The following is a 25932-nucleotide window of genomic DNA, read 5'->3' as shown; positions in this document are numbered from 1 at the left end:
TATTTTTTCTTGGAGAGAGGAGACAACACATGAAGCACCGTTATTTGCCCGCAACAGAAGAGGATAAACAGGAGATGCTTGCCACTATCGGCGTAAGCAGCATCGATGATTTATTTGCTGATATACCGGAAAACGTCAAATATAAAAAAGAGTATCAAATCAAAAAAGCGAAATCAGAAACAGAATTAACAAGAGAACTGACAAAGCTGGCCTCTAAAAATCGTGATACCGTTCAATACGCTTCTTTCTTAGGAGCGGGTGTATATGACCACTATCAGCCTGTCATTGTGGATCATGTCATTTCGCGCTCTGAGTTTTATACCGCATATACGCCTTATCAGCCAGAGATTTCACAAGGAGAGCTCCAGGCTATTTTTGAATTCCAAACGATGATCTGTGAACTGACAGGCATGGATATCGCCAACTCCTCGATGTATGACGGCGGAACAGCCTTGGCAGAAGCAGCAATGCTTGCTTCAGGCCACACGAAAAAGAAAAAAATCGTTGTGTCAAAAACCGTGCATCCTGAATCGCGAGAGGTGCTGAAAACGTACGCAAAAGGTCAGTATATTGATGTTGTTGAAGTACCCGCTGCGGATGGCGTTACGGATCTTGATGCATTGCGCCAAACCGTTTGCGAGAACACAGCCGCAGTGATCGTTCAGTACCCGAATTTTTTCGGCCGGATCGAGCCGCTAAAGGATATTGAGCCTATCGCTCATCAAGGGAAATCCATGTTTATTGTTTCAGCCAACCCGCTGGCGCTAGGTCTTCTCACTCCGCCGGGCAAGTTTCAGTCTGATATCGTCGTCGGTGATGCGCAGCCTTTCGGCATTCCTTCAGCGTACGGCGGCCCGCATTGCGGCTTTTTTGCCGTTACTAAAAAATTAATGAGAAAGGTGCCGGGCCGTCTCGTCGGACAAACGGAAGACGAAAACGGAAAAAGAGGCTTTGTGCTTACCCTGCAAGCCAGGGAGCAGCATATCCGCCGGGATAAAGCAACATCAAATATATGCTCGAACCAAGCTTTAAATGCGCTGGCAGCATCAGTGGCCATGACTGCTCTCGGAAAAAACGGCGTAAAAGATATAGCCCGCCAAAATCTCTTAAAAGCCAACTATGCAAAGCAAGAAGCAAAAAAAGCAGGCCTTACCGTTATGTTTGACGGGCCGATGTTTAATGAATTTGTCATCAAACTGGATGAGCCGGTGAGAGCTGTGAACAAGCGTTTGCTGGCAAAAGGCATGATTGGCGGATATGATCTTGGGCTGACGTATCCGGAGCTGGACTGCCATATGCTGATTGCTGTAACGGAGCTGAGAACAAAAGAAGAAATTGACGCACTCATTCAGGAATTGGGGGATCGCCATGAGTAATCAGGACCAGGCACTTATTTTTGAACTTTCAAGAGAAGGCCGAATCGGCTATAGTCTGCCGGAGCTCGATGTACCGGAAATCGAATTGGGGCACCTCTTGTCAGACACCTATATTCGTGACGAAGACGCAGCGCTGCCGGAGGTTTCAGAGCTGGACATCATGCGCCATTATACAGCGCTGTCCAAACGCAATCACGGGGTGGATTCCGGCTTTTATCCTCTCGGTTCTTGCACGATGAAATACAATCCGAAAATCAATGAAAAAATTGCGCGTATACCTGGTTTTGCTGCGATTCATCCCCTTCAGGATGAAGACACGGTGCAAGGCGCATTAGAACTTTTATATGATTTAAGCAAGCACCTTGAAGAAATAACGGGAATGGATGAGGTTACGCTTCAGCCTGCTGCCGGAGCGCACGGCGAATGGACGGGGCTGATGATGATCCGTGCCTATCATGAAGCTTGCGGGGATTTCAAGCGGACGAAGGTCATTGTCCCTGATTCCGCGCACGGGACGAATCCTGCATCAGCGACAGTAGCAGGCTTTGAAACCGTTACGGTGAAATCGAATGAAAATGGGCTTGTTGATTTAGAGGATTTAAAAAGAGCAGTGAATGAAGAAACTGCAGCTCTTATGCTGACGAATCCAAACACGCTCGGCTTGTTTGAGGAGCAGATTACAGAGATGGCGGAAATTGTACACCAAGCGGGGGGGAAACTGTATTATGACGGCGCTAATTTAAATGCTGTTTTAAGCAAAGCGAGACCTGGTGATATGGGATTTGACGTGGTGCACCTCAACCTGCATAAAACATTCACAGGCCCTCATGGCGGCGGAGGCCCCGGCTCAGGCCCTGTCGGCGTAAAACAAGATCTGATTCCTTATTTGCCAAAGCCAGTTATAGTCAAAAAAGAAGGGCGCTTTACGTTTGATTATGACCGCCCTCATGCGATCGGCCGTGTGAAGCCGTATTACGGCAACTTTGGCATTAATGTGAGAGCGTATACGTATATTCGCTCCATGGGGCCTGACGGATTAAAGGCTGTTACTGAGAACGCAGTGTTAAACGCCAATTATATGATGAGAAAGCTCGCGCCTTATTACGATCTTCCGTTTGACCGCCATTGCAAGCATGAATTTGTATTATCAGGGAAGCGGCAGAAAAAGCTGGGAGTGCGTACGCTTGATATTGCAAAACGGCTCCTTGATTTCGGCTATCATCCGCCGACGATTTATTTCCCGCTTAATGTTGAAGAATGCATCATGATCGAGCCGACAGAGACAGAATCAAAGGAAACACTGGATGCGTTTATTGATGCTATGATTCAAATCGCAAAAGAAGCGGAGGAGAATCCGGAGCTTGTTCAGGAGGCCCCGCATACAACGATTGTAAAAAGAATGGATGAAACAAAAGCGGCGAGACACCCGGTGCTCAGATACGAGGCGGTAGAAAGATAAATAAAAACAGCTGTCTACCAGACAGCTGTTTGCTTTATTTCTTCGCTTTAATCTTTCCGCCCCATTTTTTAAAGCCGCCTTTTAGGTTGTAAATCTCAGTGCAGCCGTTTTTGCGCAGGGTTTGTGCCGCGCGTCCGCTGCGGACACTGTTTTGGCAGTACAGGTAAACAGGCTTGTCCGTACGGATCTCATTTTTTCTCTGTTTCAGCTGGGAAAGCGGGATGTTGCGGGCGCCTAAAATATGTCCGCCCTCAAACTCATTTGGTTCACGAACGTCAATAAGCTGCGCTTTGCGGTAACCCGCGCGGAATTCTTCTTCGGTAAGTGTTTTCATAATTCGCTGCTGATAGACATATGAAGCAATCATATAGATGATAAACGCAGCAAAAATAATCAAAACGATCATATTAGACAATGTGATTCTACTCCTTTAGCATATAAAATCAAAACCCTGCTTCATAAAACAAGGTCATAGAGCCGTTTTCGACAAATACTATTATAGTAAAGCACAGCGTGATTGTCATCTATAATGGAACTAAAATATTTTTCATTTTCCCGACAGTTTGATAAACTGATTCTATTAAAACGGTAAGGAAGGTCTTAAAATGCAAAAAGAAACTTGGCGGTTTATAGACTCAGGCAATGCAAGTCCTGCATTCAATATGGCGCTTGATGAAGCGCTTTTATATTGGCACAGCGAAAAGAAAATCCCCCCGGTTATCCGTTTTTACGGCTGGAATCCGGCGACACTTTCTGTAGGGTATTTTCAAAATATTAAAAAGGAAATCAATTTTGAAGCAGTACATAAATATAATCTCGGATTCGTCAGACGCCCGACCGGCGGGAGAGGTGTGCTGCACGATCAGGAACTGACATACAGCGTAATTGTTTCGGAAGAGCACCCCGAGATGCCGGCGACTGTTACTGAGGCTTACCGGGTTATTTCAGAAGGCATACTTCAAGGCTTTAGAAATCTCGGTCTGGACGCTTACTTTGCCATCCCGAGAACTGAAAAAGAAAAAGAAAGCTTAAAAAATCCGCGGTCATCTGTTTGTTTTGACGCGCCTTCGTGGTATGAGCTAGTGGTTGAGGGGCGCAAGGTGGCGGGAAGCGCGCAAACGAGACAAAAAGGCGTGATTCTTCAGCATGGCTCCATTCTTCTTGATTTAGATGAGGACAAGCTGTTCGATCTGTTCTTATATCCAAGTGAAAGAGTAAGAGAGCGGATGCAGCGCAATTTCAAAAATAAAGCGGTTGCCATTAATGAACTCACTGAAAAGCGGGTGACGATGGATGAGGCTCGTCAAGCCTTTAAAGAAGGATTTGAAACAGGTCTTAACATTCATTTGGAGCCATATGAACTTTCTCAGGAAGAGCTTGATTTTGTTCATCACTTGGCTGAAACAAAGTACGCTTCAGATGAATGGAATTATAAGCGGTAAACAGGGCTTTTGACCCGCGGAGCATCCTTGTTTTTTCAAGTTCATTAGTGTAAACTTGTAATGGTTTATAAAGTTAAGGTGCTTTTTGGGAGGGTTTCGATGACAACACCAAGTATGGAAGATTATATTGAACAGATTTATATGCTGATTGAAGAAAAAGGATATGCACGAGTTTCCGATATCGCGGAAGCATTGGCAGTCCATCCCTCCTCTGTAACAAAAATGGTTCAAAAACTAGATAAAGACGAATATTTAATTTATGAAAAATATCGCGGTCTCGTGTTAACGTCTAAAGGGAAAAAAATAGGCAAACGGCTGGTATACAGACATGAATTGCTTGAGCAGTTTTTAAGAATCATTGGTGTTGATGAAGAGAAAATATATAACGATGTCGAAGGAATCGAACATCATTTAAGCTGGAACAGTATTGATCGCATCGGGGATCTTGTTCAATATTTTGAAGAAGATGATGCCCGTAAAAAAGATCTGAAATCAATCCAAAAGAAAACAGAACATCATAATCAGTAAAAAGGCGGTCTCGAAGGAGGCCGTCTTTTTTGATACGCTGACGCCACCCGTCATTCGTTGGTCTATTTCTTCGCGTGTTTTCTTAAAATGGTAATAAACGATCGGATGGAGGGGGAGGGAATGAGATGTATATTGACGGTGTGTTTTCCGGCGGAGGAGTAAAAGGCATTGCGCTCGCAGGCGCTTATGAAGTGCTTGAGGAAAAAGGCTTCCGCTTTAAAAGAGTTGCGGGTACAAGCGCCGGCGCCATTATTGCCGCTTTCATTGCGTCAGGTTACACCAGTAAGGAAATCCACGCTTTAATTGAAGAAGTGGATGGAGAGAAATTGCTGGACCAGAGGTACTCATTTCTCCCCTTAAAAATGCTCCAGTGGGTGTCCATCTACTGGCGTCTTGGCTTATACAAAGGCGATACGATAGAAAAATGGATTGCTGATCTGTTAAGAGCGAAAGGCATAAGGGTTTTCGGCGATTTGCAGAAAGGGTCTCTGCGCCTTATTGCTTCTGATCTGACAAACGGCACCATGATTGTTTTGCCGGACGATTTGGCCCGTTACGGGTTAAATCCAGATATGTTCCCGGTTGCCAGAGCGGTCAGAATGAGCTGCAGCATTCCGTATTTCTTTGAACCGATAAAATTAAAAACGGACACAGGCACCGCCACGGTTGTCGACGGAGGCGTGTTAAGCAATTTTCCAATCTGGCTGTTTTCAAAGGAAAGAAAGCGCCCTGTGATCGGTGTCACGCTTGCGCCGCGTGAAAGAGAGCGTCCGAAAAAAAATATCCGCAACGCTTTTGAACTGTTCGGCGCCCTGTTTGAAACGATGAAGGATGCTCATGACGCAAGGCACATTGCGTCACGCTATGAACAAAATATTATTTTTCTCCCTGTCGATGACGTAATGGCCACTGATTTTCATTTAACACAACAAAAAAAACTAGCCCTGATTGAGCTAGGTAAAAGACGGACAGAGCTGTTTTTAAAGCAGTGGACCTATTAAAAAAGCGCTCTGTTTTTCTTTTTATTTTTTTTCCCTTCTATAACAGTCAGCTGAGTCTGGCTTTTTTTCTTGAGAATCATCGGCTTAGGCTTGCTGGCGCTCGGAACGCTTCGCAGGTGGCTGACACGTCCCTTATGTCCGGCGCGGTGTTTTGCTTTTTGTTCTTTCATCCGTCGCCGCGATTGTTTCGCCGCTTTTTTGAAGGCTGCTCCTTCGCTGCCCGCATTTCGATTCATTACATATTTCACAATAAAATAAATAATGATACCTGCCACGATGACGGTTACCGCCATTTTTGCCATTTCTCCGGGATTGGTTACCAGCACATAGAGGAAACCGAACGCTCCCAGCGCAATTAATACAGCAATAATAGGTTGTACACGATGATTCATAACTGTCCACCTCCGAAAGTAATAGCAGGGCAACGGATTTTAGATGACGTTGTGAGAAGGCTTCTGATTTTGCTCAGACAATGCTTCGAGTCTGAGAAGTTCGTTAAAGCTTTCGATGGCAACTTCAACCTGTTCATCCTTAGGTTCCTTTGTGGTTAACAGCTGAAGCCAAAGACCCGGGTATCCAAGTAATTTCAGACCGGGAATGTCACGCACTTTGTTTGTCAGCTGCAGAACTTCAAAGGATATACCAAGCACGACCGGTATCAGTGCGACACGATCTATAACACGCAGCCAAAGCGGATCTGTCGGAACGAGTAAATAAACAAACATGCCGACAATAATCGTAAATAAAATAAAGCTTGATCCGCAGCGGTAATGAAGCCGAGATTGGTTTTGGACATTCTCCACAGTAATTGGCAAATTCTGTTCGTAACAGTTTATGACTTTATGTTCGGCTCCATGATATTGAAACACTCTTTTAATAAGCGGTGTCATGGACAAAAAATAGATGTAACCGAGCAGCAAAATCAACTTAAACAGGCTTTCAACCGCGATTTGCGCCGTGTCCGAGGAAAAAATCGGCCTTGTCAGTTCCGCTAAGAAAACTGGAACCAATGTAAATACGAATTTACTGAACAAAAATGATAGGACGCCTATAACTGCGAGGCTGAGATACATAGACAGCCCGGAGGATTTTTTTTTCTTCCTGCTCAAGTGTCTCGTCTTCAGATGGATCGAGTCCGTAACGTTCGCTTGAAAAATTCAAATGCTTTGTGCCGTTTGCACTCGCTTCGATAATGGCCGCGATCCCCCGTAAAAACGGTATCTTTTTCACGATGTTCAGTTTCGGGTTGTGTTTGCGTGGAAGCTTAAAAAAGTCAATGCTTCCATCCGTTCTTCTGATGGCTGTAACGTAATGATGCTTTCCGCCAAACATAACGCCTTCCACAACAGCCTGCCCGCCGTAAGCGGGCGGAACTTTATGTTTTGACATATTATCAACCTGCCTATTTCTTTAGGATTGCTAACCATTTCCTTTCACTCTATTGTACAGGAAACAGCGCTAAACCTCTAGATTGACAGGCTGAAAAAATTGCCATAGCCTTGCTTTTTCTACATGCATTATACCCGTTATTTTCAAATTTTACTCGCAGCTGTCAAAAAGTGTGAGCTTTTTTATTGACATTTCATTTTTTGGGCACACTTTAACTGGAGGTGCCATGATGACAAGCGAAAAAGATACAGAACAAAATGAAGAATTGAATGAGAAGCAAAAGCCGCCTGTTTCAATGGCCGGCAGGGTGGCGGCAACAGGTTTTTGCGGAGGCGTACTTTGGAGTTTCGTTGCTTATATCGCATATTTGTTCCATTTTTCCGAAATCAGCCCGAATATGATATTGCAGCCGTTTGTGCTCGGAGAGTGGAAAAAACATGGGCTGGGAACGGTAATCAGCATCATTTTGATTGGAGTAATTTCAATTGGCGCAGCGTTTCTTTATTTTCTTCTATTGAAACGTTTAAAAACAATGTGGCCGGGTATTTTATACGGCTTGGTGCTTTGGCTGCTCGTGTTTTTTGTTTTTAATCCGATTTTTCCAGATGTGCGCACGGTGACCGAACTGACATCAGATACAATTATTACGACCATTTGCATTTATTTGCTTTACGGGCTGTTTGTCGGGTATTCCATTTCATTTGAATACAATGAGCTGAATTCGGAAAAGCTTGCACGTGCGCTGGGAATGCATAGAGAATAGTGTATAATCCTTTTCCAGTATGATAAAATGTTCACGAGAAGTGAACATTTTTTACATGAGAAACCCTCGCGAAAAGGAGAGATTATGTGCCTCATTTTTTGATTTTGAACGGACCGAATGTTAACCGGCTGGGGAAGCGTGAGCCTGAAGTATTCGGCCGCCAGACACTGACCGATATTGAAACAGATCTTTTTCAGTTTGCTGAAGCCTTACATATCCAGCTCACTTTCTTCCAGTCTAATCACGAAGGTGATTTGATAGATGCGATACATGAGGCTGAGGAGCAATACAGCGGGATTGTTCTGAACCCTGGCGCCCTGAGTCATTACAGCTATGCGATCAGGGATGCTGTTTCAAGCATCAGTCTTCCTGTAGTAGAGGTGCATTTATCAAACTTATACGCCAGGGAAGAATTCAGGCATCAGTCGGTTATCGCTCCTGTTGCGAAAGGGCAGATTGTCGGTCTTGGAGCTGAAGGCTACAAGCTTGCTGTTCGCTACTTATTAAGCCAGCAAGGGAGAGAATCAAGATGAAGCTAGAGAAATTAAGAAACCTGTTTGGACAGCTGGGAATTGACGGCATGCTGATTACAAGCAGCACGAATGTACGCTATATGACAGGGTTTACAGGTTCAGCGGGTTTGGCTGTTATATCGGGTGACAAAGCAGCGTTTATTACGGATTTTCGTTATACTGAGCAGGCGAAGGTTCAGGTAAAGGGTTTTGAGATCATTGAACATGGCGGCAGCCTGATTCAGACCACTGCCGACACTGTTGAATCGTTTGGCATCAAGCGTCTCGGCTTTGAACAGAACAGCTTGACATATGGCACTTACGCTTCATACAGCGCCGTTATCAGTGATGCCGAATTAGTGCCTGTGGCTGAATCCGTGGAAAAGTTGCGCTTGATTAAGTCTAGTGAAGAGATTAAGATATTAGAGGAAGCTGCGAAGATTGCAGATGATGCCTTTAGACATATCTTGACGTTTATGAAACCCGGCATTTCTGAAATCGCTGTTGCCAATGAGCTGGAGTTTTATATGAGAAGCCAGGGAGCAGACAGCTCTTCTTTTGATATGATTGTCGCCTCAGGCCTTCGTTCAAGCCTTCCGCACGGTGTGGCCAGTGACAAACTGATTGAAAGCGGAGACCTTGTTACGCTTGATTTTGGCGCTTATTATAAAGGATATTGTTCTGATATTACCCGGACGGTCGCTGTAGGTCAGCCCAGTGATCAATTGAAGGAGATCTATCAGGTTGTATTTGATGCTCAGGCGCTCGGCGTCGCACATATTAAGCCGGGAATGACAGGAAAAGAGGCTGACGCCCTCACAAGGGATCATATTGCTGCAAAAGGCTACGGTGACTATTTCGGCCATTCAACCGGGCACGGGCTCGGCATGGAAGTTCATGAATCGCCGGGATTATCCGTCAGATCTTCAGCTATCCTTGAACCGGGTATGGTGGTCACAGTGGAGCCGGGCATTTACATACCAGAAACAGGCGGTGTCCGCATTGAAGATGACATCGTGATTACAGAAAACGGCAACCGGACAATCACCCATTCCCCAAAAGAACTTATTATTTTGTGATTGGAATATAGGAGGACATTAAACATGATTTCAGTTAACGATTTCCGTACAGGATTAACAATTGAAGTAGATGGCGGCATTTGGCGCGTCGTTGACTTCCAGCACGTAAAACCTGGAAAAGGTGCGGCATTTGTCCGCTCTAAACTCCGCAACCTTCGCACTGGCGCGATTCAGGAAAAAACATTCCGCGCTGGTGAAAAAGTAGCGAAAGCGCAAATCGAAACCAAAACAATGCAATATCTATATGCAAACGGAGATCAGCACGTATTTATGGATACTTCTTCCTATGAGCAGCTTGAACTGAGCGCAACTCAAATCGAAGAAGAATTAAAATACCTGCTAGAAAACATGTCTGTGCATATCATGATGTACCAGGATGAAACACTTGGTATCGAACTTCCAAACACAGTTGAGCTGAAAGTTGTTGAAACTGAACCTGGTATTAAAGGTGATACAGCGTCAGGCGGTACAAAACCTGCGAAAACTGAAACCGGGCTTGTTGTAAACGTGCCGTTCTTTGTGAATGAAGGCGACACACTTGTTGTCAATACATCAGACGGTTCTTACGTTTCAAGAGCATAGAAAGAAAAAAGAAGTCTGTTCCCAAATGGGAGCAGGCTTTTTTTGTGCCCAAAAACAGAATCTTTCTTTTATACGAAAATGACAAGACTACTTCAGCAAGCTAGAGCATATCATATAAAAAAATGGGAGGTTGGGAGAGTGCTATGAAATTTTTACTTGGAAATATCAATTCTACTGTTTTAACAATGGCGGGATTACGAGTTTTATCCTCTATGATTGAGCTGACGGCAGCAATTGTCATGCTTGTGACCAACGATGTCCGGAAGGCGGTTGTGGTTAACAGCATTCTCGCTATTGTCGGTCCGTTGATTTTTATCATTACGATGACTGTCGGAATCTACCAAATTGCCGGGCAGCTTTCGTATGCAAAGCTGATTCTGATTTTTACGGGTGTTGTTTTGATTTTGGCGGGTGTTCATAAATAAAGAGAGGCTTGTCATAAAGTCTGCCTCACATCATACATTTTAAAGAAGCCAATCGGTAGAAAGGAGGAGGCTCTGTTGAATGAAATCGCTGAGGTTCTCCCTGAATCCATGAAAAACGCCCTTTCTGAAATACCGGAACAACAATGGCTGGAAATCGAAGAAGTCAGAATTCGGATCAACCGTCCTGTTGAATTGATTCGAAGAGGACAACCTGTTTATTTGTCCTATGCGGGCACGGCCGAGGATGCTCATCTGATCCTGAGCCGGCTCAGCAACTATAGTATGTATACACTAGAAGAAGAGCTGAAGAAAGGGTATGTCACGATCAGAGGCGGCCACAGAGTCGGACTGGCGGGCAGAGTCATTACGGAAAACGGAGGTGTGAAAGGCCTCCGTGACATCGCATCTTTTAATATACGAATTGCCCGGCAAAAGCTGGGGATTGCGGAGCCGCTGCTTCCATACTTATATCAAAACAGCTGGCTGAATACGCTGATTATCGGACCGCCCCAAACAGGCAAAACAACACTTCTCCGGGACCTTGCGAGGCTCTCAAGCACCGGCAAAAAAAACATGCTGCCCGTAAAGACAGGAATCGTCGATGAACGGTCAGAAATTGCCGGATGTCTTCGCGGCATTCCGCAGCATCAATTTGGTCAGAGAATTGACGTGTTAGACGCCTGTCCAAAAGCTGAAGGGCTGATGATGATGATTCGATCCATGAGCCCTGAGGTGATGATTGTCGATGAAATCGGGCGTATGGAAGATACAGATGCACTTCTGGAGGCACTGCATGCTGGTGTTTCAGTAATCGTATCAGCGCATGGCTGGAGCATATCCGACCTGATGAAGCGGCCTTCATTGAAGCGTTTGTGGGAAGAAAGAGCCTTTGACCGCTATTTGGAATTATCAAGAGCAAAAGGGCCGGGCACAGTGAGCCAAATTTATGACAAAGACGGAAATGTGCTGTCTAGGACGACGGGCGTGAAAACATGCTGAAGCTGCTGGGCGCTGTATTCATTGTGGTAGCGACAACATGGACAGGTTTTGAGATGGCGAAGATTTATACAGAACGGCCGCGGCAAATCCGCCAGCTGCGTGCGGCGCTTCAATCCCTCGAGGCTGAAATCATGTACGGCCATACACCGCTTCATACTGCTTCACAGCAGATTGCCAAACAGCTCGCACAGCCTGTTTCAGCTCTTTTTTCCGCATTCAGTGATCAGCTGGACAAGGGAAGTGATTCCGCGAAAACGGCGTGGGAGCAAAGCTTAAAGAAGGTATGGGACACCCTGTCTTTGAAAAAAAGCGAATACGAAGTACTGAAGCAGTTTGGCGAGACGCTCGGGATTCATGATCGAATCTCTCAGCAAAAGCACATCAAGCTGGCGTTGACACATTTGGAAGCCTCGGAAGCGGATGCTGAGCAGGCGCAAGCGAAAAATGAAAAGATGATAAAAAGTTTGGGCTTTTTAGCGGGCTTGTTACTCATTCTTCTATTGATGTAAACGTGAGGGGAGCAAAAATAAAATGGGAGTAGACGTGAATGTCATATTTCAAATCGCCGGAGTGGGAATCGTGGTCGCTTTTTTACACACGATATTGGATCAGATGGGCAAGAAAGAATACGCTCAGTGGGTGACGCTGTTAGGTTTTATCTATATTTTATTTATGGTCGCCACGATTGTAGATGACCTATTTAAAAAGATAAAAGCTGTGTTTTTATTCCAAGGATAGGGGGGCTTGCAGATTGACATTGTTCAAATTGTAGGTTTAGGGCTGATCGCCACCTTCCTTTCTTTAATTGTAAAAGAACAAAAGCCGACTTTTGCGTTTTTAATCGTCGTTTTTGCCGGATGTGCCATTTTTCTTTATTTGGTAGACCAAATCTACGACATTATTCGAATGATAGAAAAAATTGCGATTAATGCAAATGTCAACATGGTCTATGTTGAAACCATTTTAAAGATCATCGGAATCGCCTATATTGCTGAATTCGGGGCACAGCTCACAAAAGATGCCGGTCAAGGAGCCATCGCCTCGAAAATAGAATTGGCGGGGAAAATTTTAATACTCGTTATGGCTGTGCCTATTTTAACCGTCATTATCGAAACGATTCTCGGACTTATACCTTCTATGTCATAACCGAAAGGAGGCGGTAGATTGAAGCGCTTTCAATGGGTTTTGCTTTTGGCCGTCCTGATCATAGCAGGCCGTGCAGAAATTGTACAAGCAGCTGGTAATGCAGAACAAACGGAAGACCATGCTGAAACAGCCGAGCAATTAGCGGAAAGGACAGCAGCCTCGCTTGAAACAGATAAGATCGGGGAATTTTGGAATGACATTATGACAGAATACGGCGGACTGCTGCCGGAAAGCCAAAAAGGCAGCTTAATGGAGTTTATCAATGGCGATAAATCATTCTCACCGCAAGAATGGCTGAAAGCTCTCTTTTCTTATTTGTTTCATGAAGTGCTTGCCAACGGAAAGCTGCTGGGCACATTGATTTTGCTCACGATTTTTTGCGTCATTCTGCAGCTTCTGCAAAATGCTTTTCAGCAAAGCACCGTCAGTAAGGTCGCTTACTCAATTGTGTACATGGTGCTGATTATCCTTGCGCTTAATAGCTTTCATGTGGCAATTAACTATGCAACTGAGGCGATTCAGACGATGACCAGCTTTATCCTGGCGCTCATTCCGCTCCTCTTGGCGCTTTTGGCTTCCTCAGGCGGAGCTGTATCTGCTGCCTTCTTTCATCCTGTTATCCTCTTTCTGATGAACACGAGCGGTCTCTTGATTCAGAATATCGTCATGCCGCTGATTTTTTTATCAGCGATTCTGAGCATTGTCAGCACGATGACCGAACAATACAAAGTAACGCAGCTGGCCAACCTGCTCAGAAATATCGCCATCGGAGCACTGGCTGTTTTTCTTACCATCTTTCTCGGCGTCATCTCTGTTCAGGGAGCCTCGGCTGCAGTGACAGACGGCATTACGCTCAGGACGGCTAAATTTATAACGGGAAATTTTATTCCTGTGCTTGGCCGAATGTTCACAGACGCAACAGATACAGTAATCAGCGCCTCTTTACTGCTGAAAAATACGGTAGGGATTCTCGGTGTTGCTATTTTGATCTGTATCGCGGCATTTCCGGCAATCAAAGTGCTTTCCCTCGCTTTTATTTATAAGCTGGCAGCCGCGATTCTTCAGCCGCTTGGAGGCGGGCCCGTCATCACCTGCCTCGACGTCATCAGCAAAAGCGTCATTTATATTTTTGCAGCTCTCGCCATTGTGTCTCTCATGTTTTTTTTAAGCCTTACTGTCATAATCACAGCCGGAAACCTCACGATGATGATGAAATGAAGGAGGCAGGCGAATGAGTTTTTTAACGGAATGGCTTACCACCATCGTGTTGTTTATCCTATTTGCAATTGTGATTGATATGCTGCTGCCGAGCTCCAGCATGCAAAAGTACGCAAAAATGGTAGTCAGCCTGCTCTTGATTGTCGTCATGCTTACGCCGATTTTTAAACTTTTCAAGACAGACCCCGAAGTCATCTTTGAATATCTCACAAAAAACGGGCAGTCAGAGTCTGCCGACATAAAAAATCAAATCAATTCAAAAAAAATAGAAATACAAGCTTCCCAGCGCGCATATATTCTAGAAGAAATGGCTGTCCAACTAAAAAAGAAAGCGGAGGAGAGATTCAGTCATGATGAATATAAAGTAGGCCGCATCAAACTCACGGCAGGAGAAAAGGTAGATTCAGAAGAGGATATTAAAACAATCAGCGTGTATATGGCCCCGTCTTCTGAAAAAACGGTCCAAACGGTCGCGCCGGTCCACATTGATACAGATCATGCATACGTAACGAAAGAAGCAGCCGAACAAAAAGAAGCCAAACAGATACAAACGCAGCTCGCGGACATTTGGGAAATCGGAAGTGAGAAAATTACGGTTCATATGGAAGGCGGGGAGAATGTCGGCAATGAATAAAAACGGATTATGGAATGTATTGAAAAAGCAGTTTCTTCCGGGACAAACGAAGGACGGCGAAAAGCCGAAGCTGACCAAATATCATTACTTTCTATTCGTTTTTGTTCTCGGAGTTTCCTTTATGCTTGTCAGCCAGCTGTTTTCTTCACCTGAGAAAACAGAAAACGCCAAAACGATAACGGCCGTATCATCGCAACATTCCGCAGACAGCAAAGAGAAAACAGCTGAAGTGTTTAAAGCCTCAAAATCTGATAAACCTAAAGACTCGATCGATGACTATGAAAAAGAATACGAAAATCAGCTGAAAGAAATTCTTGAAACAATCATTGGTGTGGACGATGTCTCGGTTGTCGTGAACGTAGATGCAACGTCGCTGAAAGTATACGAAAAAAACAAATCAAACAAAAATACAACCACTGAAGAAACTGACAAAGAAGGCGGAACAAGAAGCGTTACAGACCAAACATCGGAGGAAGAAATCGTCATGATCAAAAACGGCGATAAAGAAACACCTGTCGTCGTCCAAACGAAAAAACCTGATATACGCGGTGTACTCGTTGTTGCTCAAGGAGTGGACAACGTTCAAATAAAACAAACCATTATCGAAGCGGTGACACGGGTCCTGGATGTTCCAAGCCACCGGGTTGCGGTTGCCCCTAAAAAAATAAAGGAGGATTCATAAATGCTTAAAAAACAAACCGTTTGGCTATTAACAATGCTCAGTCTTGTCGTGGTGTTAAGCGTCTACTATATCATGTCGCCGGAAAGCAAAAACGCCGTGCAGATGCAAAGTGAAAAAAGCGCGTCTGACAGCGGAGAGGTCGCAACTGAAAAAGCGCCTGCCAAGCAAGACACGAAGGAAAAAAGCGGTACAGAAACTGAAAAAGGAAAAGAAGATGGAACAAAGGGAACGAAAGATTCATCAGCAGACAAGGAAACATCCGCTGAAGCCAGTGAAAAAGGAACTGTTGTTACGGAAACAGCCGATGATGATTTGTTTACGACGTACCGTCTTGATTTAGAAGATGCCAGAAGCAAAGAAAGAGAAGAGCTGAATGCCATTGTGTCAAGCGATGATGCAACAGCCAAGGAGAAAAGTGAAGCATACGATAAAATGACGGCTCTCAGTGAAGTGGAAGGAACAGAAAAACAGCTGGAAACGCTGATTAAAACACAAGGTTACGAGGATGCGCTCGTTAATGCTGAAGGAGATAAAATCAATATTACAGTCAAATCAGACAAACACTCCAAATCGAAGGCGACAGCCATTATAGACCTTGTCGCAAAAGAAATCAAAACAATGAAAGATGTCGCTGTCACATTTGAACCATCCAAGTAAGAAAGAGGAAAAAGAAGCCCGCTAAACAAGCGGGCTTTTTGCGTTGCTGTCATATTAGAGTTGAATTCAAAAGTCCGCTCCTGTAAGATGAACATAGTATGTACTTTTAGTAGTAACCTATAAAAAAAGAAATTTCATACATAGGAGTGCGATTGAATGTTAAATATCAAAGAAATCCACGAGCTGATTAAAGCAATTGACGAGTCTACAATTGACGAATTCGTATATGAAAATGAAGGTGTATCCTTAAAACTGAAAAAACACGAAGCAGGCACGGTTCAAGTCATGCAGCAGGCACCGGCAGCACCTGTACAAGCACAGGCTCCGCAGGCAGTTCAGCCGCAAGCGCAGCAAGCAGCGGCACCTGCCCAAGAAGCACCAAAACAAGATGAGAATCTGCATAAAATCACTTCACCAATGGTAGGAACATTTTATGCTTCTTCATCACCGGAAGCTGGCCCGTATGTAACAGCCGGTTCAAAAGTAAATGAAAACACAGTTGTCTGCATTGTAGAAGCGATGAAGCTTTTCAACGAAATCGAAGCAGAAGTGAAAGGCGAAATCGTTGAAGTATTAGTAGAAAACGGCCAGCTGGTCGAATACGGACAACCTCTATTTCTTGTAAAAGCGGAGTAAGGAGACTTAACATGATTAAAAAGCTATTGATCGCCAACAGAGGAGAAATTGCTGTCAGAATCATCAGAGCCTGCAGAGAGCTCGGAATTGAGACTGTCGCTGTTTATTCAGAAGCTGATAAAGATGCCCTTCATGTTCAAATGGCCGATGAAGCTTTTTGTATCGGACCGAAAGCATCAAAAGACAGCTATTTAAACGTTACAAATATTGTGAGTGTTGCAAAGCTGACTGGCACGGACGCCATTCATCCGGGATACGGATTTTTAGCTGAAAATGCTGATTTCGCTGAATTATGTGAAGAAGTTAATGTCACGTTTGTCGGTCCGAGCGCTGACGCCATTTCAAAAATGGGAACAAAAGACGTTGCGCGGGAAACGATGAAACAGGCCGGCGTGCCAATCGTACCGGGTTCACAGGGAATTATAGAAAATGTGGAAGAAGCGGTTTCGCTTGCTAATGAAATTGGGTATCCTGTAATTATAAAAGCCACCGCAGGCGGAGGCGGAAAAGGAATTAGGGTTGCCCGCACTGAAGAGGAACTGATTAATGGCATTAAGATTACACAGCAGGAAGCGGCAACTGCATTTGGGAATCCAGGTGTATACATCGAAAAATACATAGAAGATTTTCGCCATGTTGAGATCCAAGTGCTTGCTGATAACTACGGAAATACGATTCATTTGGGCGAACGCGACTGCTCGATCCAAAGACGCCTGCAAAAGCTTTTGGAAGAATCACCATCTCCTGCCCTTGATTCAGAAATCAGGGAGCAAATGGGAGATGCAGCGGTAAAGGCTGCAAAAGCGGTTGGCTATACAGGTGCTGGAACAGTTGAATTTATCTATGACTACAATGAACAGCGCTATTACTTCATGGAAATGAACACGAGAATTCAGGTAGAGCACCCAGTCACAGAAATGGTGACGGGAACTGACCTGATCAAGGAACAAATCAAAGTGGCATCAGGAATGGAACTGAGCCTCAAGCAAGAAGATGTTGAATTTGAAGGCTGGGCAATCGAATGCCGAATCAACGCAGAAAACCCAAGTAAAAATTTCATGCCGTCACCTGGTGAAATTAAAATGTACCTGCCTCCTGGCGGTCTTGGTGTCCGTGTCGATTCAGCTGCGTACCCTGGCTATTCCATCCCACCGTACTATGACAGCATGATTGCAAAGGTAATCACATACGGAAAAACGAGGGATGAAGCGATTGCTCGCATGAAGCGCGCATTGGGCGAATTCGTCATCGAAGGCATTGAGACAACAATCCCTTTCCATTTAAAACTGCTTGAACACGAAACATTTGTGAGCGGAGAGTTTAATACGAAATTTTTAGAAACATATGATGTAATGGGCTCATAATTTTTACGGAGGTGAATTGAATGAAAGACAACAGCTTGCTTAAAATGGATCACGAAGATACGCATTTGGGTAAGGTTGAGATTGCACCGGAGGTCATTGAGGTCATTGCCGGCATTGCAGCATCAGAAGTTGATGGTGTTGCCGAAATGCGCGGAAACTTTGCGACAGGCGTCGTCGAGCGTTTTGGCAAAGTGAATCATGGCAAAGGTGTCAAAGTCGACCTGGCGGATGACGGAATTACGATCGATGTATACTGTGTCGTTACATTTGGCGTTTCGATTCCGAAAGTTGCAGCATCCGTTCAGGAAAACATTCGTCAAACCTTATTAAATATGACGTCTCTTTCGATTAACGAGATCAATATTCACATCGTCGGCATTCAATTTGACACAAAAGCCCAAGAAGTCCAAATCGACGAAGAAATGTAAATGGCTTAACACGAAACCAAGGGGAGGGCGGCCCTTTGGTTTTTTTACACGTTACCCTTTATTTCAAAGCATGAAGAAAGCCGGCTTAAATAGCCGAGTTTCTTCATGATCGTGAAATCCGAATGATCATATTAAGGTGTGTGAAAATATTCGGTAATAGGGTAAAAAAACCTTGATTTCAATATGCGGATACGAAAAAAATATGTTATGATCTCTTTGTGGCTTAACGACAAGCGGATAAAGAGGATCAAAGGAGAAAGAAAATGAAAAGAAGAACAGCAAGAGAAAAAGCTTTGCAGGCACTATTTCAAATTGATGTCAGCGATATTGCAGTGAATGAAGCCATAGAACACGCACTGGATGAAGAAAAAACAGATCCTTTCTTTGAACAGCTTGTACACGGGGTATTGGAACACCAAGACCAGCTGGATGAAATGATCTCCAAGCATCTGGTGAATTGGAAGCTCGATCGGATTGCCAATGTTGACCGTGCGATTTTGCGCTTGGCAGCATATGAAATGGCATATGCCGAAGACATTCCGGTGAATGTCTCCATGAACGAAGCGATTGAGCTGGCAAAACGGTTTGGTGATGACAAAGCGACAAAGTTTGTAAACGGGGTTCTTTCTAACATTAAATCTGATATTGAACAATCATAGGAGGAAAGAAAATGACTGCAACAATCATCGACGGAAAAGAAACGGCTAGAGAAAAACGCGAACAATTGGCAAAAGAGGTAGAAGAGCTTAAAAAGCAAGGCGTCACTCCCGGACTGGCGGTTATATTGATTGGAGATGACCCTGCTTCTCACTCTTACGTGCGAGGAAAGAAAAAAGCAGCAGAAACAATGGGAATGAATTTCAAGCTCGATCAATTTGACAGCAGCCTCACAGAAGCTGAACTGCTTTCCGTTATTGATCAATATAACCAAGACCCTGAGTTTCATGGCATTCTCGTTCAGCTTCCGCTCCCAGACCATATTTCTGAAAAAGCGGTGATCGAACGTATCTCTCCTGATAAAGATGTAGACGGTTTTCATCCGTTAAACGTAGGGAAAATGCTGCTTGGCGAAGATACGTTTCTTCCTTGCACGCCTCATGGAATTGTTGAGCTTTTGAAGAAAACCAATATTGACCTTTCCGGTAAAGAGGTTGTTGTAGTCGGCCGAAGCAACATTGTCGGCAAACCTGTCGGCCAGCTTTTATTAAATGAAAACGCGACGGTTACTTACTGTCATTCAAGAACAGAAAATATTACTGAACATACGAAAAAAGCGGACATCCTGGTGGTGGCAGTCGGCAGAGCCAACTTCATCAGTGCAGACCAGATCAAAGAGGGCGCTGTTGTCATTGACGTTGGCGTTAACCGTCTGGAAAACGGAAAGCTTTGCGGAGACGTTGAATTTGAAGGGGCGAAGGAAAAAGCGTCCTTCATCACGCCGGTTCCGGGCGGAGTAGGTCCGATGACCATCACGATGCTTGCGCATAATACTGTTAAATCTGCGAAACGTACGTTATCATAGATAATTGGAGATATTCACAGGCGAAATGTTTACCCGCCTTGAATATGAGCACGATACCCGCTTCTTCAGGCTCCTAAAGCCAGGGCGGGTTTTCTTTAGTTATGGTGCAGGAATGCTTAGGAGAGGAGTTTTTAGACATGGGTGAAGCAGCGTATGTGACCGTCTCAGCGCTGACAAAGTATATAAAACGAAAATTCGATGTAGATCCTCACCTTGAAAATATTTGGATTAAAGGCGAATTGTCGAATGTAAAGATACACACACGAGGGCATATTTATTTCACTTTAAAAGACGAAAACGCAAGAATGCAGTCGGTGATGTTCGCGAGACAAAGCGAGCGTCTGCCTTTTAAACCTGAAAACGGAATGAAAGTGCTGGTAAGAGGCGGAATTTCCGTATATGAACCGAGCGGAAACTATCAATTATATGCCAAAGAAATGCAGCCTGACGGGGTTGGAGCGCTTTATTTAGCGTACGAAGAATTAAAAAAGAAGCTTGCCGGAGAAGGTTTATTTGACGACCGCTACAAAAAACAAATCCCCGCATTTCCAGCCACAATCGGGGTTGTGACATCTCCAACGGGTGCCGCTGTCAGAGACGTTATTACAACTCTAAAAAGAAGATATCCCCTTGTAAAAGTCATTGTTCTTCCAGCGCTCGTACAAGGTGAAAATGCGAGCAGATCCATCGTTACGCGCATTGAAGAGGCAAATGAAAAAGAGATTTGCGACGTATTAATTGTCGGGAGAGGCGGCGGTTCGATAGAAGAACTGTGGGCGTTCAATGAAGAAATTGTAGCACGCGCCATCTTTGCTTCCAATATTCCGATTATATCGGCAGTCGGACATGAGACGGATTTTACGATCAGTGATTTTGTCGCCGATATCAGAGCCGCGACGCCGACAGGAGCAGCTGAGATTGCTGTGCCTCATACCACTGATTTAATCGAACGGACAAAAACAGCGGAAGTCAGAATGACAAGAGCAATGCAGCAGCATCTCGGCCAGAAAAAAGAACGGATTCAAACGCTGCAATCGTCCTATGCCTTTCGTTTTCCAAAGCGTTTGTATGCGCAAAAAGAGCAGCAGTTTGACCTCGCGTACCAGCAGTTTCAAGCACAGCTGACCGCTCTTTTAGATCGGAAAAGCAGACAGCTGGAGCGTGAAACGTACAGATTAGAGGCACTGCATCCTCATGAACAGCTGAAACAAGCGAGAACACGATACCAGGAACAAACAAATCAGCTGAGAAAAAATATGAATATCCAAATGAAGCAGCTGCATTCCCAATTTCAAACCGTTCTTGGCAAGCTGAATGCACTAAGTCCTCTTCAAGTGATGGAAAGAGGATACAGCTTGGCTTATAAAGAAGATAAACTCATTAAAAGTGTCAGTCAGATAGAAGAGCAGGACCGGCTTGAAGTCAAGCTGAAGGATGGCGTGCTGACCTGTGAAGTATTAGAAAAGAGAGGGGAAGAAAAATGACAGACGTGAAAAAAAATGAAAACATGACATTTGAAGAGGCGATGAAAGGGCTTGAGAGCATCGTATCAAAGCTTGAAGAGGGAGATGTGCCTCTAGAGCAAGCCATTAACTATTTCCAAGAAGGCATGGCTCTGTCAAAAATGTGCCATGAAAAGCTGCAAAAAGTCGAAAAGCAAATGGATTTCATTTTAAAAGAAGACGGCGAACTGGCACCTTTCAGTGTTCAGGAGGAAGACGAAGGTGACAAATAAATTAACGAGCTTTCTGGCGGACCGGAAAAAAACAATTGAAAATCAGCTTTCTGTCTATACAGAAAAGCTGGATATGCCGGACTCATTAAAGAAATCTATGCTGTATTCTCTAGAGGCCGGCGGAAAGCGGTTGCGGCCTCTGATTGTACTGGCTGTTTTAAACGCATATGGAAAAAGCGAAAAAGACGGCATTCCGGTCGGCTGTGCTGTCGAAATGATTCACACGTATTCGTTAATTCACGATGATCTTCCATGCATGGATGATGACGATTTGCGCCGCGGGAAGCCGACAAACCATAAAGTGTTTGGTGAAGCGACGGCAGTATTAGCGGGTGACGGGCTGCTCACAGAAAGCTTTAAGCTGATTACCTCCCACGTGTCAGACGAGGTGTCAGCAGAAAAGCGCCTGCGGCTTGTGAATGAACTGATTTCAGCGGCAGGCACCGAAGGCATGGTCGGTGGGCAAGTAGCTGATATGGAAGCGGAAAACCGACAAGTCACGCTTGAAGAGCTCGAATCCATTCATGAACGGAAAACTGCCAAGCTCCTTGGCTTTTGTGTAATCGCTGGTGCTATTTTGGCTGATGCGCCTGAGGAAGACATTGAAACACTGCGTACCTTCAGCAGCCACATTGGAATCGGATTTCAAATCAGAGACGATATTTTAGATTTAGAAGGCAGTGAAGAGAAAATCGGCAAACGTGTCGGCTCGGATACCACAAATGACAAATCGACATACCCGTCGCTTCTTTCATTGGAAGGGGCCAAACATAAATTGGATGTTCATATAAAAGAGGCGAAGCGATTGATCGGCGGACTCTCTCTTCAAAAAGACCTTTTATATGAGCTTTGTGATTTAATTGCGGCAAGAGATCACTAAAACGATCCTAATTTGAAGCGGCTGTACGAGATATGGTAAAATGTAAGCAGTTTATATGAAAAATGAAAAGGAAAAGCGCGTTTGTCTTTTTTTATGTCTGAGATTATTGTCAGCTCGGCATGCAAAAGACATGTATCATTGCAGAAATTCATGCTGAAAGTGAGTTGATCCGCTTTGGATCTTTTATCAATACAGGACCCGTCGTTTTTAAAAAACATGTCCATTGATGAATTAGAGAAATTAAGTGATGAAATCCGTCAGTTTTTAATTACAAGTTTATCCGCTTCCGGCGGCCACATCGGCCCAAACTTAGGTGTCGTAGAGCTTACTATTGCTCTGCATAAGGAATTTAACAGCCCGAAAGACAAATTTTTATGGGATGTAGGCCATCAATCGTATGTCCATAAGCTGCTGACAGGACGCGGAAAAGAATTTGCGACGCTTCGCCAGTACAAAGGGCTTTGCGGATTTCCAAAGCGGAGTGAAAGCGAGCACGATGTTTGGGAAACCGGGCACAGCTCGACTTCTCTGTCAGGCGCGATGGGAATGGCAGCTGCCCGTGATATTAAAGGAACGGATGAATATATTATTCCGATCATTGGTGACGGCGCGCTGACCGGCGGAATGGCGCTCGAAGCCCTTAACCACATCGGCGACGAGAAAAAAGACATGATTGTCATCCTTAATGATAATGAAATGAGTATTGCGCCGAATGTCGGTGCCATTCACTCTATGCTCGGACGGCTCCGTACTGCGGGGAAATACCAGTGGGTCAAAGATGAGCTTGAATACTTATTTAAAAAGATTCCGGCAGTTGGGGGCAAGCTTGCCGCCACGGCGGAACGGGTCAAAGACAGCCTGAAATACATGCTCGTCTCCGGAATGTTTTTCGAGGAGCTCGGTTTTACGTATTTGGGCCCAGTGGACGGACATTCTTATCATGAGCTGATTGAGAATCTTCAATACGCCAAAAAAACGAAAGGCCCTGTTCTTCTGCACGTCATCACGAAAAAAGGGAAGGGGTACAAACCGGCTGAGACCGATACGATTGGGACATGGCATGGTACCGGACCATATAAAATTAATACCGGCGACTTTGTAAAGCCGAAAGCCGCAGCTCCTTCGTGGAGCGGCCTTGTCAGCGGAACTGTGCAGCGAATGGCGCGCGAGGACGGACGCATTGTAGCCATTACGCCGGCTATGCCTGTCGGTTCAAAGCTTGAAGGTTTCGCAAAGGAATTCCCTGACCGGATGTTCGACGTAGGAATCGCAGAACAGCATGCCGCAACGATGGCGGCAGCTATGGCAATGCAGGGTATGAAGCCGTTTTTGGCGATTTACTCAACCTTCCTGCAAAGGGCATATGACCAAGTTGTTCATGACATCTGCCGCCAAAACGCCAATGTGTTTATTGGAATTGACCGTGCAGGACTCGTCGGCGCTGATGGAGAGACACATCAAGGCGTGTTTGATATTGCGTTTATGCGCCACATTCCAAACATGGTCTTAATGATGCCGAAAGACGAAAATGAAGGCCAGCACATGGTTCATACAGCACTTAGCTATGACGAAGGCCCGATAGCGATGCGTTTTCCGCGCGGAAACGGACTCGGCGTAAAAATGGATGAACAGTTGAAAACGATTCCGATCGGTACGTGGGAGGTGCTGCGTCCAGGGAACGATGCTGTCATCTTAACATTCGGCACAACAATCGAAATGGCGATTGAAGCAGCCGAAGAGCTGCAGAAAGAAGGCCTTTCCGTGCGCGTGGTGAATGCGCGTTTTATTAAGCCGATTGATGAAAAGATGATGAAGAGTATCCTAAAAGAAGGCTTGCCAATTTTAACAATTGAAGAAGCGGTCTTAGAAGGCGGTTTCGGAAGCTCGATTTTAGAATTCGCTCATGATCAAGGTGAATATCATACTCCGATCGACAGAATGGGTATACCTGATCGGTTTATTGAACACGGAAGCGTAACGGCGCTTCTTGAGGAAATTGGACTGACAAAACAGCAGGTGGCAAATCGTATTAGATTACTGATGCCGCCAAAGACACACAAAGGAATTGGATCATGACGTCAAAGAAAGAACGATTAGATGTATTATTAGTGGAAAGAGGGCTGGCGGAAACGCGTGAAAAAGCCAAAAGAGCCATTATGGCGGGGATCGTCTATTCAAACGAAAACCGCTTGGACAAGCCTGGAGAAAAAATTGATCGCGACCTTCCGCTAACAGTCAAAGGAAACCCACTGAAGTATGTGAGCAGGGGCGGCTTAAAGCTCGAAAAAGCGCTGAAGGAATTTCCCGTCTCTGTCAAAGATAAAATTATGATTGATATTGGCTCCTCCACCGGCGGTTTTACGGACTGCGCTTTGCAAAATGGAGCTAAACAGTCATACGCTGTGGATGTAGGCTATAATCAGCTTGCGTGGAAGCTTAGACAGGATGAACGGGTCGTCGTGATGGAACGGACGAACTTTCGTTATGCAACACCGGCAGACTTTACAAAGGGCATGCCGGAGTTTGCCACAATTGATGTGTCCTTTATTTCACTGCGGCTCATCCTGCCTGTCCTAAGGACTTTACTCGTACCGGGTAGCGACTGCATGGCTCTAGTTAAGCCTCAGTTTGAAGCGGGACGGGAATCCGTCGGCAAAAAAGGGATTGTCAGAGATCCTAAAGTGCATGCTGATGTGCTCAAGCGAATGATCAGTTTTTCTGCCGCTGAAGGCTATATCTGTAAAGGCTTGTCATTTTCTCCAATCACGGGAGGAGACGGAAATATTGAGTTTCTCCTTCATTTGCATTGGCCGGGAGAGGGACAGGAAGGCCAGGAGCTGCCGGAAGAAGAGATCATGCGCGTTGTAGAAGAAGCACATAAGACGTTAAAAGAAAAAAAAGCAGATGTACCGGAATAATAGGGCGCTATTATTCCTTTTTTCTGCATTCATGTACAATGTGCAGAGAATCATATAACATAAAAGAACAGATAAGCTTGGAAATAGAGGTGCTTACATGAACAAAGGCCAGAGGCATATTAAAATCAGAGAGATCATTACAAGCAATGAAATCGAAACGCAGGATGAATTGGTCGACATGCTAAAGCAGGATGGATACAAAGTAACGCAGGCCACGGTATCACGGGATATTAAAGAACTTCACCTTGTAAAAGTGCCTACAAATAATGGTTCTTACAAATACAGTCTTCCGGCGGACCAGCGTTTCAATCCGCTGTCTAAGCTAAAGCGGGCATTGATGGACGCATTTGTGAAAATAGACTCAGCAAGCCATATGATCGTGCTGAAAACGATGCCGGGCAATGCTCAGGCAATCGGGGCGCTGATGGACAATTTGGACTGGGATGAAATTATGGGAACCATTTGCGGAGATGACACGATTTTAATTATTTGCCGGACTCCTGGAGATACAGACGGTGTAAAAAACAGGCTCCTTGAACTGCTGTAACAGAAAATCT

31 protein-coding genes and 1 pseudogene are annotated in these 25932 nt (G+C 44.8%); 29 read left to right on the top strand and 3 right to left on the bottom strand.

Annotated features, from left to right (window positions below; genetic code table 11):
• Positions 1-29 precede the first annotated feature (29 nt).
• Both gcvPA and gcvPB read left to right on the top strand, forming a co-directional pair.
• Positions 30-1376: an aminomethyl-transferring glycine dehydrogenase subunit GcvPA gene (gene gcvPA, locus AC0OMA_RS12405; RefSeq protein ID WP_015384080.1), complete on the top strand. Its 1347-nt coding sequence runs from the start codon at positions 30-32 to the stop codon at positions 1374-1376.
• Positions 1369-2835, top strand: coding sequence for an aminomethyl-transferring glycine dehydrogenase subunit GcvPB (gene gcvPB / locus AC0OMA_RS12400; RefSeq protein WP_015384079.1), 1467 nt, complete (start codon positions 1369-1371; stop codon positions 2833-2835). The genes gcvPA and gcvPB overlap by 8 nt, the downstream gene beginning before the upstream one ends.
• A 34-nt stretch (positions 2836-2869) precedes the next feature.
• On the opposite strand, the gene AC0OMA_RS12395 is transcribed toward gcvPB, so the two are convergent.
• Entirely contained in the window at positions 2870-3250 is a 381-nt protein-coding gene (locus tag AC0OMA_RS12395; RefSeq protein ID WP_004398485.1) for a rhodanese-like domain-containing protein, read from the bottom strand.
• 190 nt (positions 3251-3440) lie between these two features.
• Between AC0OMA_RS12395 and lipM the strand changes: the two genes are divergently transcribed.
• The 3 genes from lipM to AC0OMA_RS12380 all read left to right on the top strand — a co-directional run bounded on the left by lipM (position 3441) and on the right by AC0OMA_RS12380 (position 5806).
• Complete coding sequence (gene lipM / locus AC0OMA_RS12390; protein WP_047182867.1) at positions 3441-4277, top strand: octanoyltransferase LipM; 837 nt, start codon at positions 3441-3443, stop codon at positions 4275-4277.
• Between the two features lie 99 nt (positions 4278-4376).
• Complete coding sequence (gene mntR / locus AC0OMA_RS12385; protein WP_003236923.1) at positions 4377-4805, top strand: transcriptional regulator MntR; 429 nt, start codon at positions 4377-4379, stop codon at positions 4803-4805.
• A 125-nt stretch (positions 4806-4930) separates the two neighbouring features.
• Positions 4931-5806, top strand: coding sequence for a patatin-like phospholipase family protein (locus AC0OMA_RS12380; protein ID WP_003230220.1), 876 nt, complete (start codon positions 4931-4933; stop codon positions 5804-5806).
• On the opposite strand, the gene AC0OMA_RS12375 is transcribed toward AC0OMA_RS12380, so the two are convergent.
• Both AC0OMA_RS12375 and AC0OMA_RS12370 read right to left on the bottom strand, forming a co-directional pair.
• Entirely contained in the window at positions 5803-6198 is a 396-nt protein-coding gene (locus AC0OMA_RS12375; protein WP_003226367.1) for an SA1362 family protein, read from the bottom strand. The two genes, AC0OMA_RS12380 and AC0OMA_RS12375, sit on opposite strands and share 4 nt — an antisense overlap.
• A gap of 39 nt (positions 6199-6237) precedes the next feature.
• Positions 6238-7195, bottom strand: a pseudogene (locus AC0OMA_RS12370) (DUF1385 domain-containing protein).
• Between the two features lie 226 nt (positions 7196-7421).
• Here AC0OMA_RS12370 and AC0OMA_RS12365 point away from each other — a divergent pair.
• From AC0OMA_RS12365 to argR, 24 genes are all read left to right on the top strand, one after another.
• The gene (locus AC0OMA_RS12365) at positions 7422-7958 is read left to right on the top strand and encodes a YqhR family membrane protein (protein WP_003230222.1); all 537 of its coding nucleotides are present in this window, start codon (positions 7422-7424) and stop codon (positions 7956-7958) included.
• 86 nt (positions 7959-8044) lie between these two features.
• Positions 8045-8491 (top strand): type II 3-dehydroquinate dehydratase, encoded by a 447-nt coding sequence (gene aroQ, locus AC0OMA_RS12360; RefSeq protein WP_181219743.1) that lies wholly within the window; start codon positions 8045-8047, stop codon positions 8489-8491.
• Positions 8488-9549, top strand: coding sequence for an aminopeptidase PapA (gene papA, locus AC0OMA_RS12355; RefSeq protein ID WP_015384074.1), 1062 nt, complete (start codon positions 8488-8490; stop codon positions 9547-9549). Before aroQ ends, papA begins: the two co-directional genes overlap by 4 nt.
• Before the next feature lie 24 nt (positions 9550-9573).
• Complete coding sequence (efp, locus tag AC0OMA_RS12350; protein WP_003226377.1) at positions 9574-10131, top strand: elongation factor P; 558 nt, start codon at positions 9574-9576, stop codon at positions 10129-10131.
• A gap of 143 nt (positions 10132-10274) precedes the next feature.
• A complete protein-coding gene (locus tag AC0OMA_RS12345; RefSeq protein WP_004398639.1) occupies positions 10275-10556 on the top strand; it encodes a YqhV family protein in 282 nt (93 codons plus the stop codon).
• A gap of 75 nt (positions 10557-10631) precedes the next feature.
• Positions 10632-11555, top strand: coding sequence for a stage III sporulation protein AA (spoIIIAA, locus tag AC0OMA_RS12340; RefSeq protein ID WP_003230226.1), 924 nt, complete (start codon positions 10632-10634; stop codon positions 11553-11555).
• Positions 11549-12064 carry a stage III sporulation protein SpoIIIAB gene (spoIIIAB, locus tag AC0OMA_RS12335; RefSeq protein WP_014477309.1) on the top strand — a complete coding sequence of 172 codons (516 nt, stop codon included), beginning with the start codon at positions 11549-11551 and terminating at the stop codon, positions 12062-12064. Before spoIIIAA ends, spoIIIAB begins: the two co-directional genes overlap by 7 nt.
• Before the next feature lie 22 nt (positions 12065-12086).
• A complete protein-coding gene (gene spoIIIAC / locus AC0OMA_RS12330) occupies positions 12087-12293 on the top strand; it encodes a stage III sporulation protein AC (RefSeq protein WP_003153142.1) in 207 nt (68 codons plus the stop codon).
• Between the two features lie 6 nt (positions 12294-12299).
• Positions 12300-12701 (top strand): stage III sporulation protein AD, encoded by a 402-nt coding sequence (spoIIIAD, locus tag AC0OMA_RS12325; protein ID WP_003230228.1) that lies wholly within the window; start codon positions 12300-12302, stop codon positions 12699-12701.
• Positions 12702-12719: 18 nt separating this feature from the next.
• The gene (gene spoIIIAE, locus AC0OMA_RS12320) at positions 12720-13919 is read left to right on the top strand and encodes a stage III sporulation protein AE (protein WP_003230230.1); all 1200 of its coding nucleotides are present in this window, start codon (positions 12720-12722) and stop codon (positions 13917-13919) included.
• A gap of 13 nt (positions 13920-13932) precedes the next feature.
• Positions 13933-14553, top strand: coding sequence for a stage III sporulation protein AF (gene spoIIIAF / locus AC0OMA_RS12315; RefSeq protein WP_015483425.1), 621 nt, complete (start codon positions 13933-13935; stop codon positions 14551-14553).
• Positions 14546-15235 (top strand): stage III sporulation protein AG, encoded by a 690-nt coding sequence (spoIIIAG, locus tag AC0OMA_RS12310; protein ID WP_014477307.1) that lies wholly within the window; start codon positions 14546-14548, stop codon positions 15233-15235. The genes spoIIIAF and spoIIIAG overlap by 8 nt, the downstream gene beginning before the upstream one ends.
• Positions 15236-15892: a stage III sporulation ratchet engulfment protein SpoIIIAH gene (gene spoIIIAH / locus AC0OMA_RS12305; protein ID WP_003230250.1), complete on the top strand. Its 657-nt coding sequence runs from the start codon at positions 15236-15238 to the stop codon at positions 15890-15892.
• 156 nt (positions 15893-16048) lie between these two features.
• Entirely contained in the window at positions 16049-16528 is a 480-nt protein-coding gene (gene accB, locus AC0OMA_RS12300) for an acetyl-CoA carboxylase biotin carboxyl carrier protein (protein WP_003230252.1), read from the top strand.
• An 11-nt stretch (positions 16529-16539) separates the two neighbouring features.
• A complete protein-coding gene (accC, locus tag AC0OMA_RS12295; RefSeq protein WP_014477306.1) occupies positions 16540-17892 on the top strand; it encodes an acetyl-CoA carboxylase biotin carboxylase subunit in 1353 nt (450 codons plus the stop codon).
• Positions 17893-17912: 20 nt separating this feature from the next.
• The gene (gene yqhY, locus AC0OMA_RS12290; protein WP_003230254.1) at positions 17913-18320 is read left to right on the top strand and encodes a fatty acid biosynthesis protein YqhY; all 408 of its coding nucleotides are present in this window, start codon (positions 17913-17915) and stop codon (positions 18318-18320) included.
• Between the two features lie 263 nt (positions 18321-18583).
• Entirely contained in the window at positions 18584-18979 is a 396-nt protein-coding gene (gene nusB / locus AC0OMA_RS12285; protein ID WP_003230256.1) for a transcription antitermination factor NusB, read from the top strand.
• An 11-nt stretch (positions 18980-18990) separates the two neighbouring features.
• Positions 18991-19842 (top strand): bifunctional methylenetetrahydrofolate dehydrogenase/methenyltetrahydrofolate cyclohydrolase FolD, encoded by an 852-nt coding sequence (gene folD / locus AC0OMA_RS12280; RefSeq protein ID WP_015384072.1) that lies wholly within the window; start codon positions 18991-18993, stop codon positions 19840-19842.
• A gap of 137 nt (positions 19843-19979) precedes the next feature.
• Complete coding sequence (gene xseA, locus AC0OMA_RS12275; RefSeq protein WP_015251733.1) at positions 19980-21326, top strand: exodeoxyribonuclease VII large subunit; 1347 nt, start codon at positions 19980-19982, stop codon at positions 21324-21326.
• The gene (locus tag AC0OMA_RS12270; protein WP_003226409.1) at positions 21323-21577 is read left to right on the top strand and encodes an exodeoxyribonuclease VII small subunit; all 255 of its coding nucleotides are present in this window, start codon (positions 21323-21325) and stop codon (positions 21575-21577) included. Before xseA ends, AC0OMA_RS12270 begins: the two co-directional genes overlap by 4 nt.
• The gene (locus AC0OMA_RS12265; protein WP_015483424.1) at positions 21567-22457 is read left to right on the top strand and encodes a polyprenyl synthetase family protein; all 891 of its coding nucleotides are present in this window, start codon (positions 21567-21569) and stop codon (positions 22455-22457) included. The genes AC0OMA_RS12270 and AC0OMA_RS12265 overlap by 11 nt, the downstream gene beginning before the upstream one ends.
• Before the next feature lie 174 nt (positions 22458-22631).
• Positions 22632-24533: a 1-deoxy-D-xylulose-5-phosphate synthase gene (gene dxs / locus AC0OMA_RS12260; RefSeq protein WP_015384069.1), complete on the top strand. Its 1902-nt coding sequence runs from the start codon at positions 22632-22634 to the stop codon at positions 24531-24533.
• Positions 24530-25375 (top strand): TlyA family RNA methyltransferase, encoded by an 846-nt coding sequence (locus tag AC0OMA_RS12255; RefSeq protein WP_015384068.1) that lies wholly within the window; start codon positions 24530-24532, stop codon positions 25373-25375. The genes dxs and AC0OMA_RS12255 overlap by 4 nt, the downstream gene beginning before the upstream one ends.
• Positions 25376-25472: 97 nt before the next feature.
• Positions 25473-25922, top strand: a complete 450-nt coding sequence (gene argR, locus AC0OMA_RS12250) for an arginine repressor ArgR (protein WP_015384067.1) — start codon at positions 25473-25475, stop codon at positions 25920-25922.
• Positions 25923-25932 lie beyond the last annotated feature (10 nt).

The organism is Bacillus sp. AMCV2, from assembly GCF_056033925.1.
The sequence above is the reverse complement of the archived record's forward strand: the minus strand, read 5'-3'. Positions and strand labels throughout refer to the sequence as shown.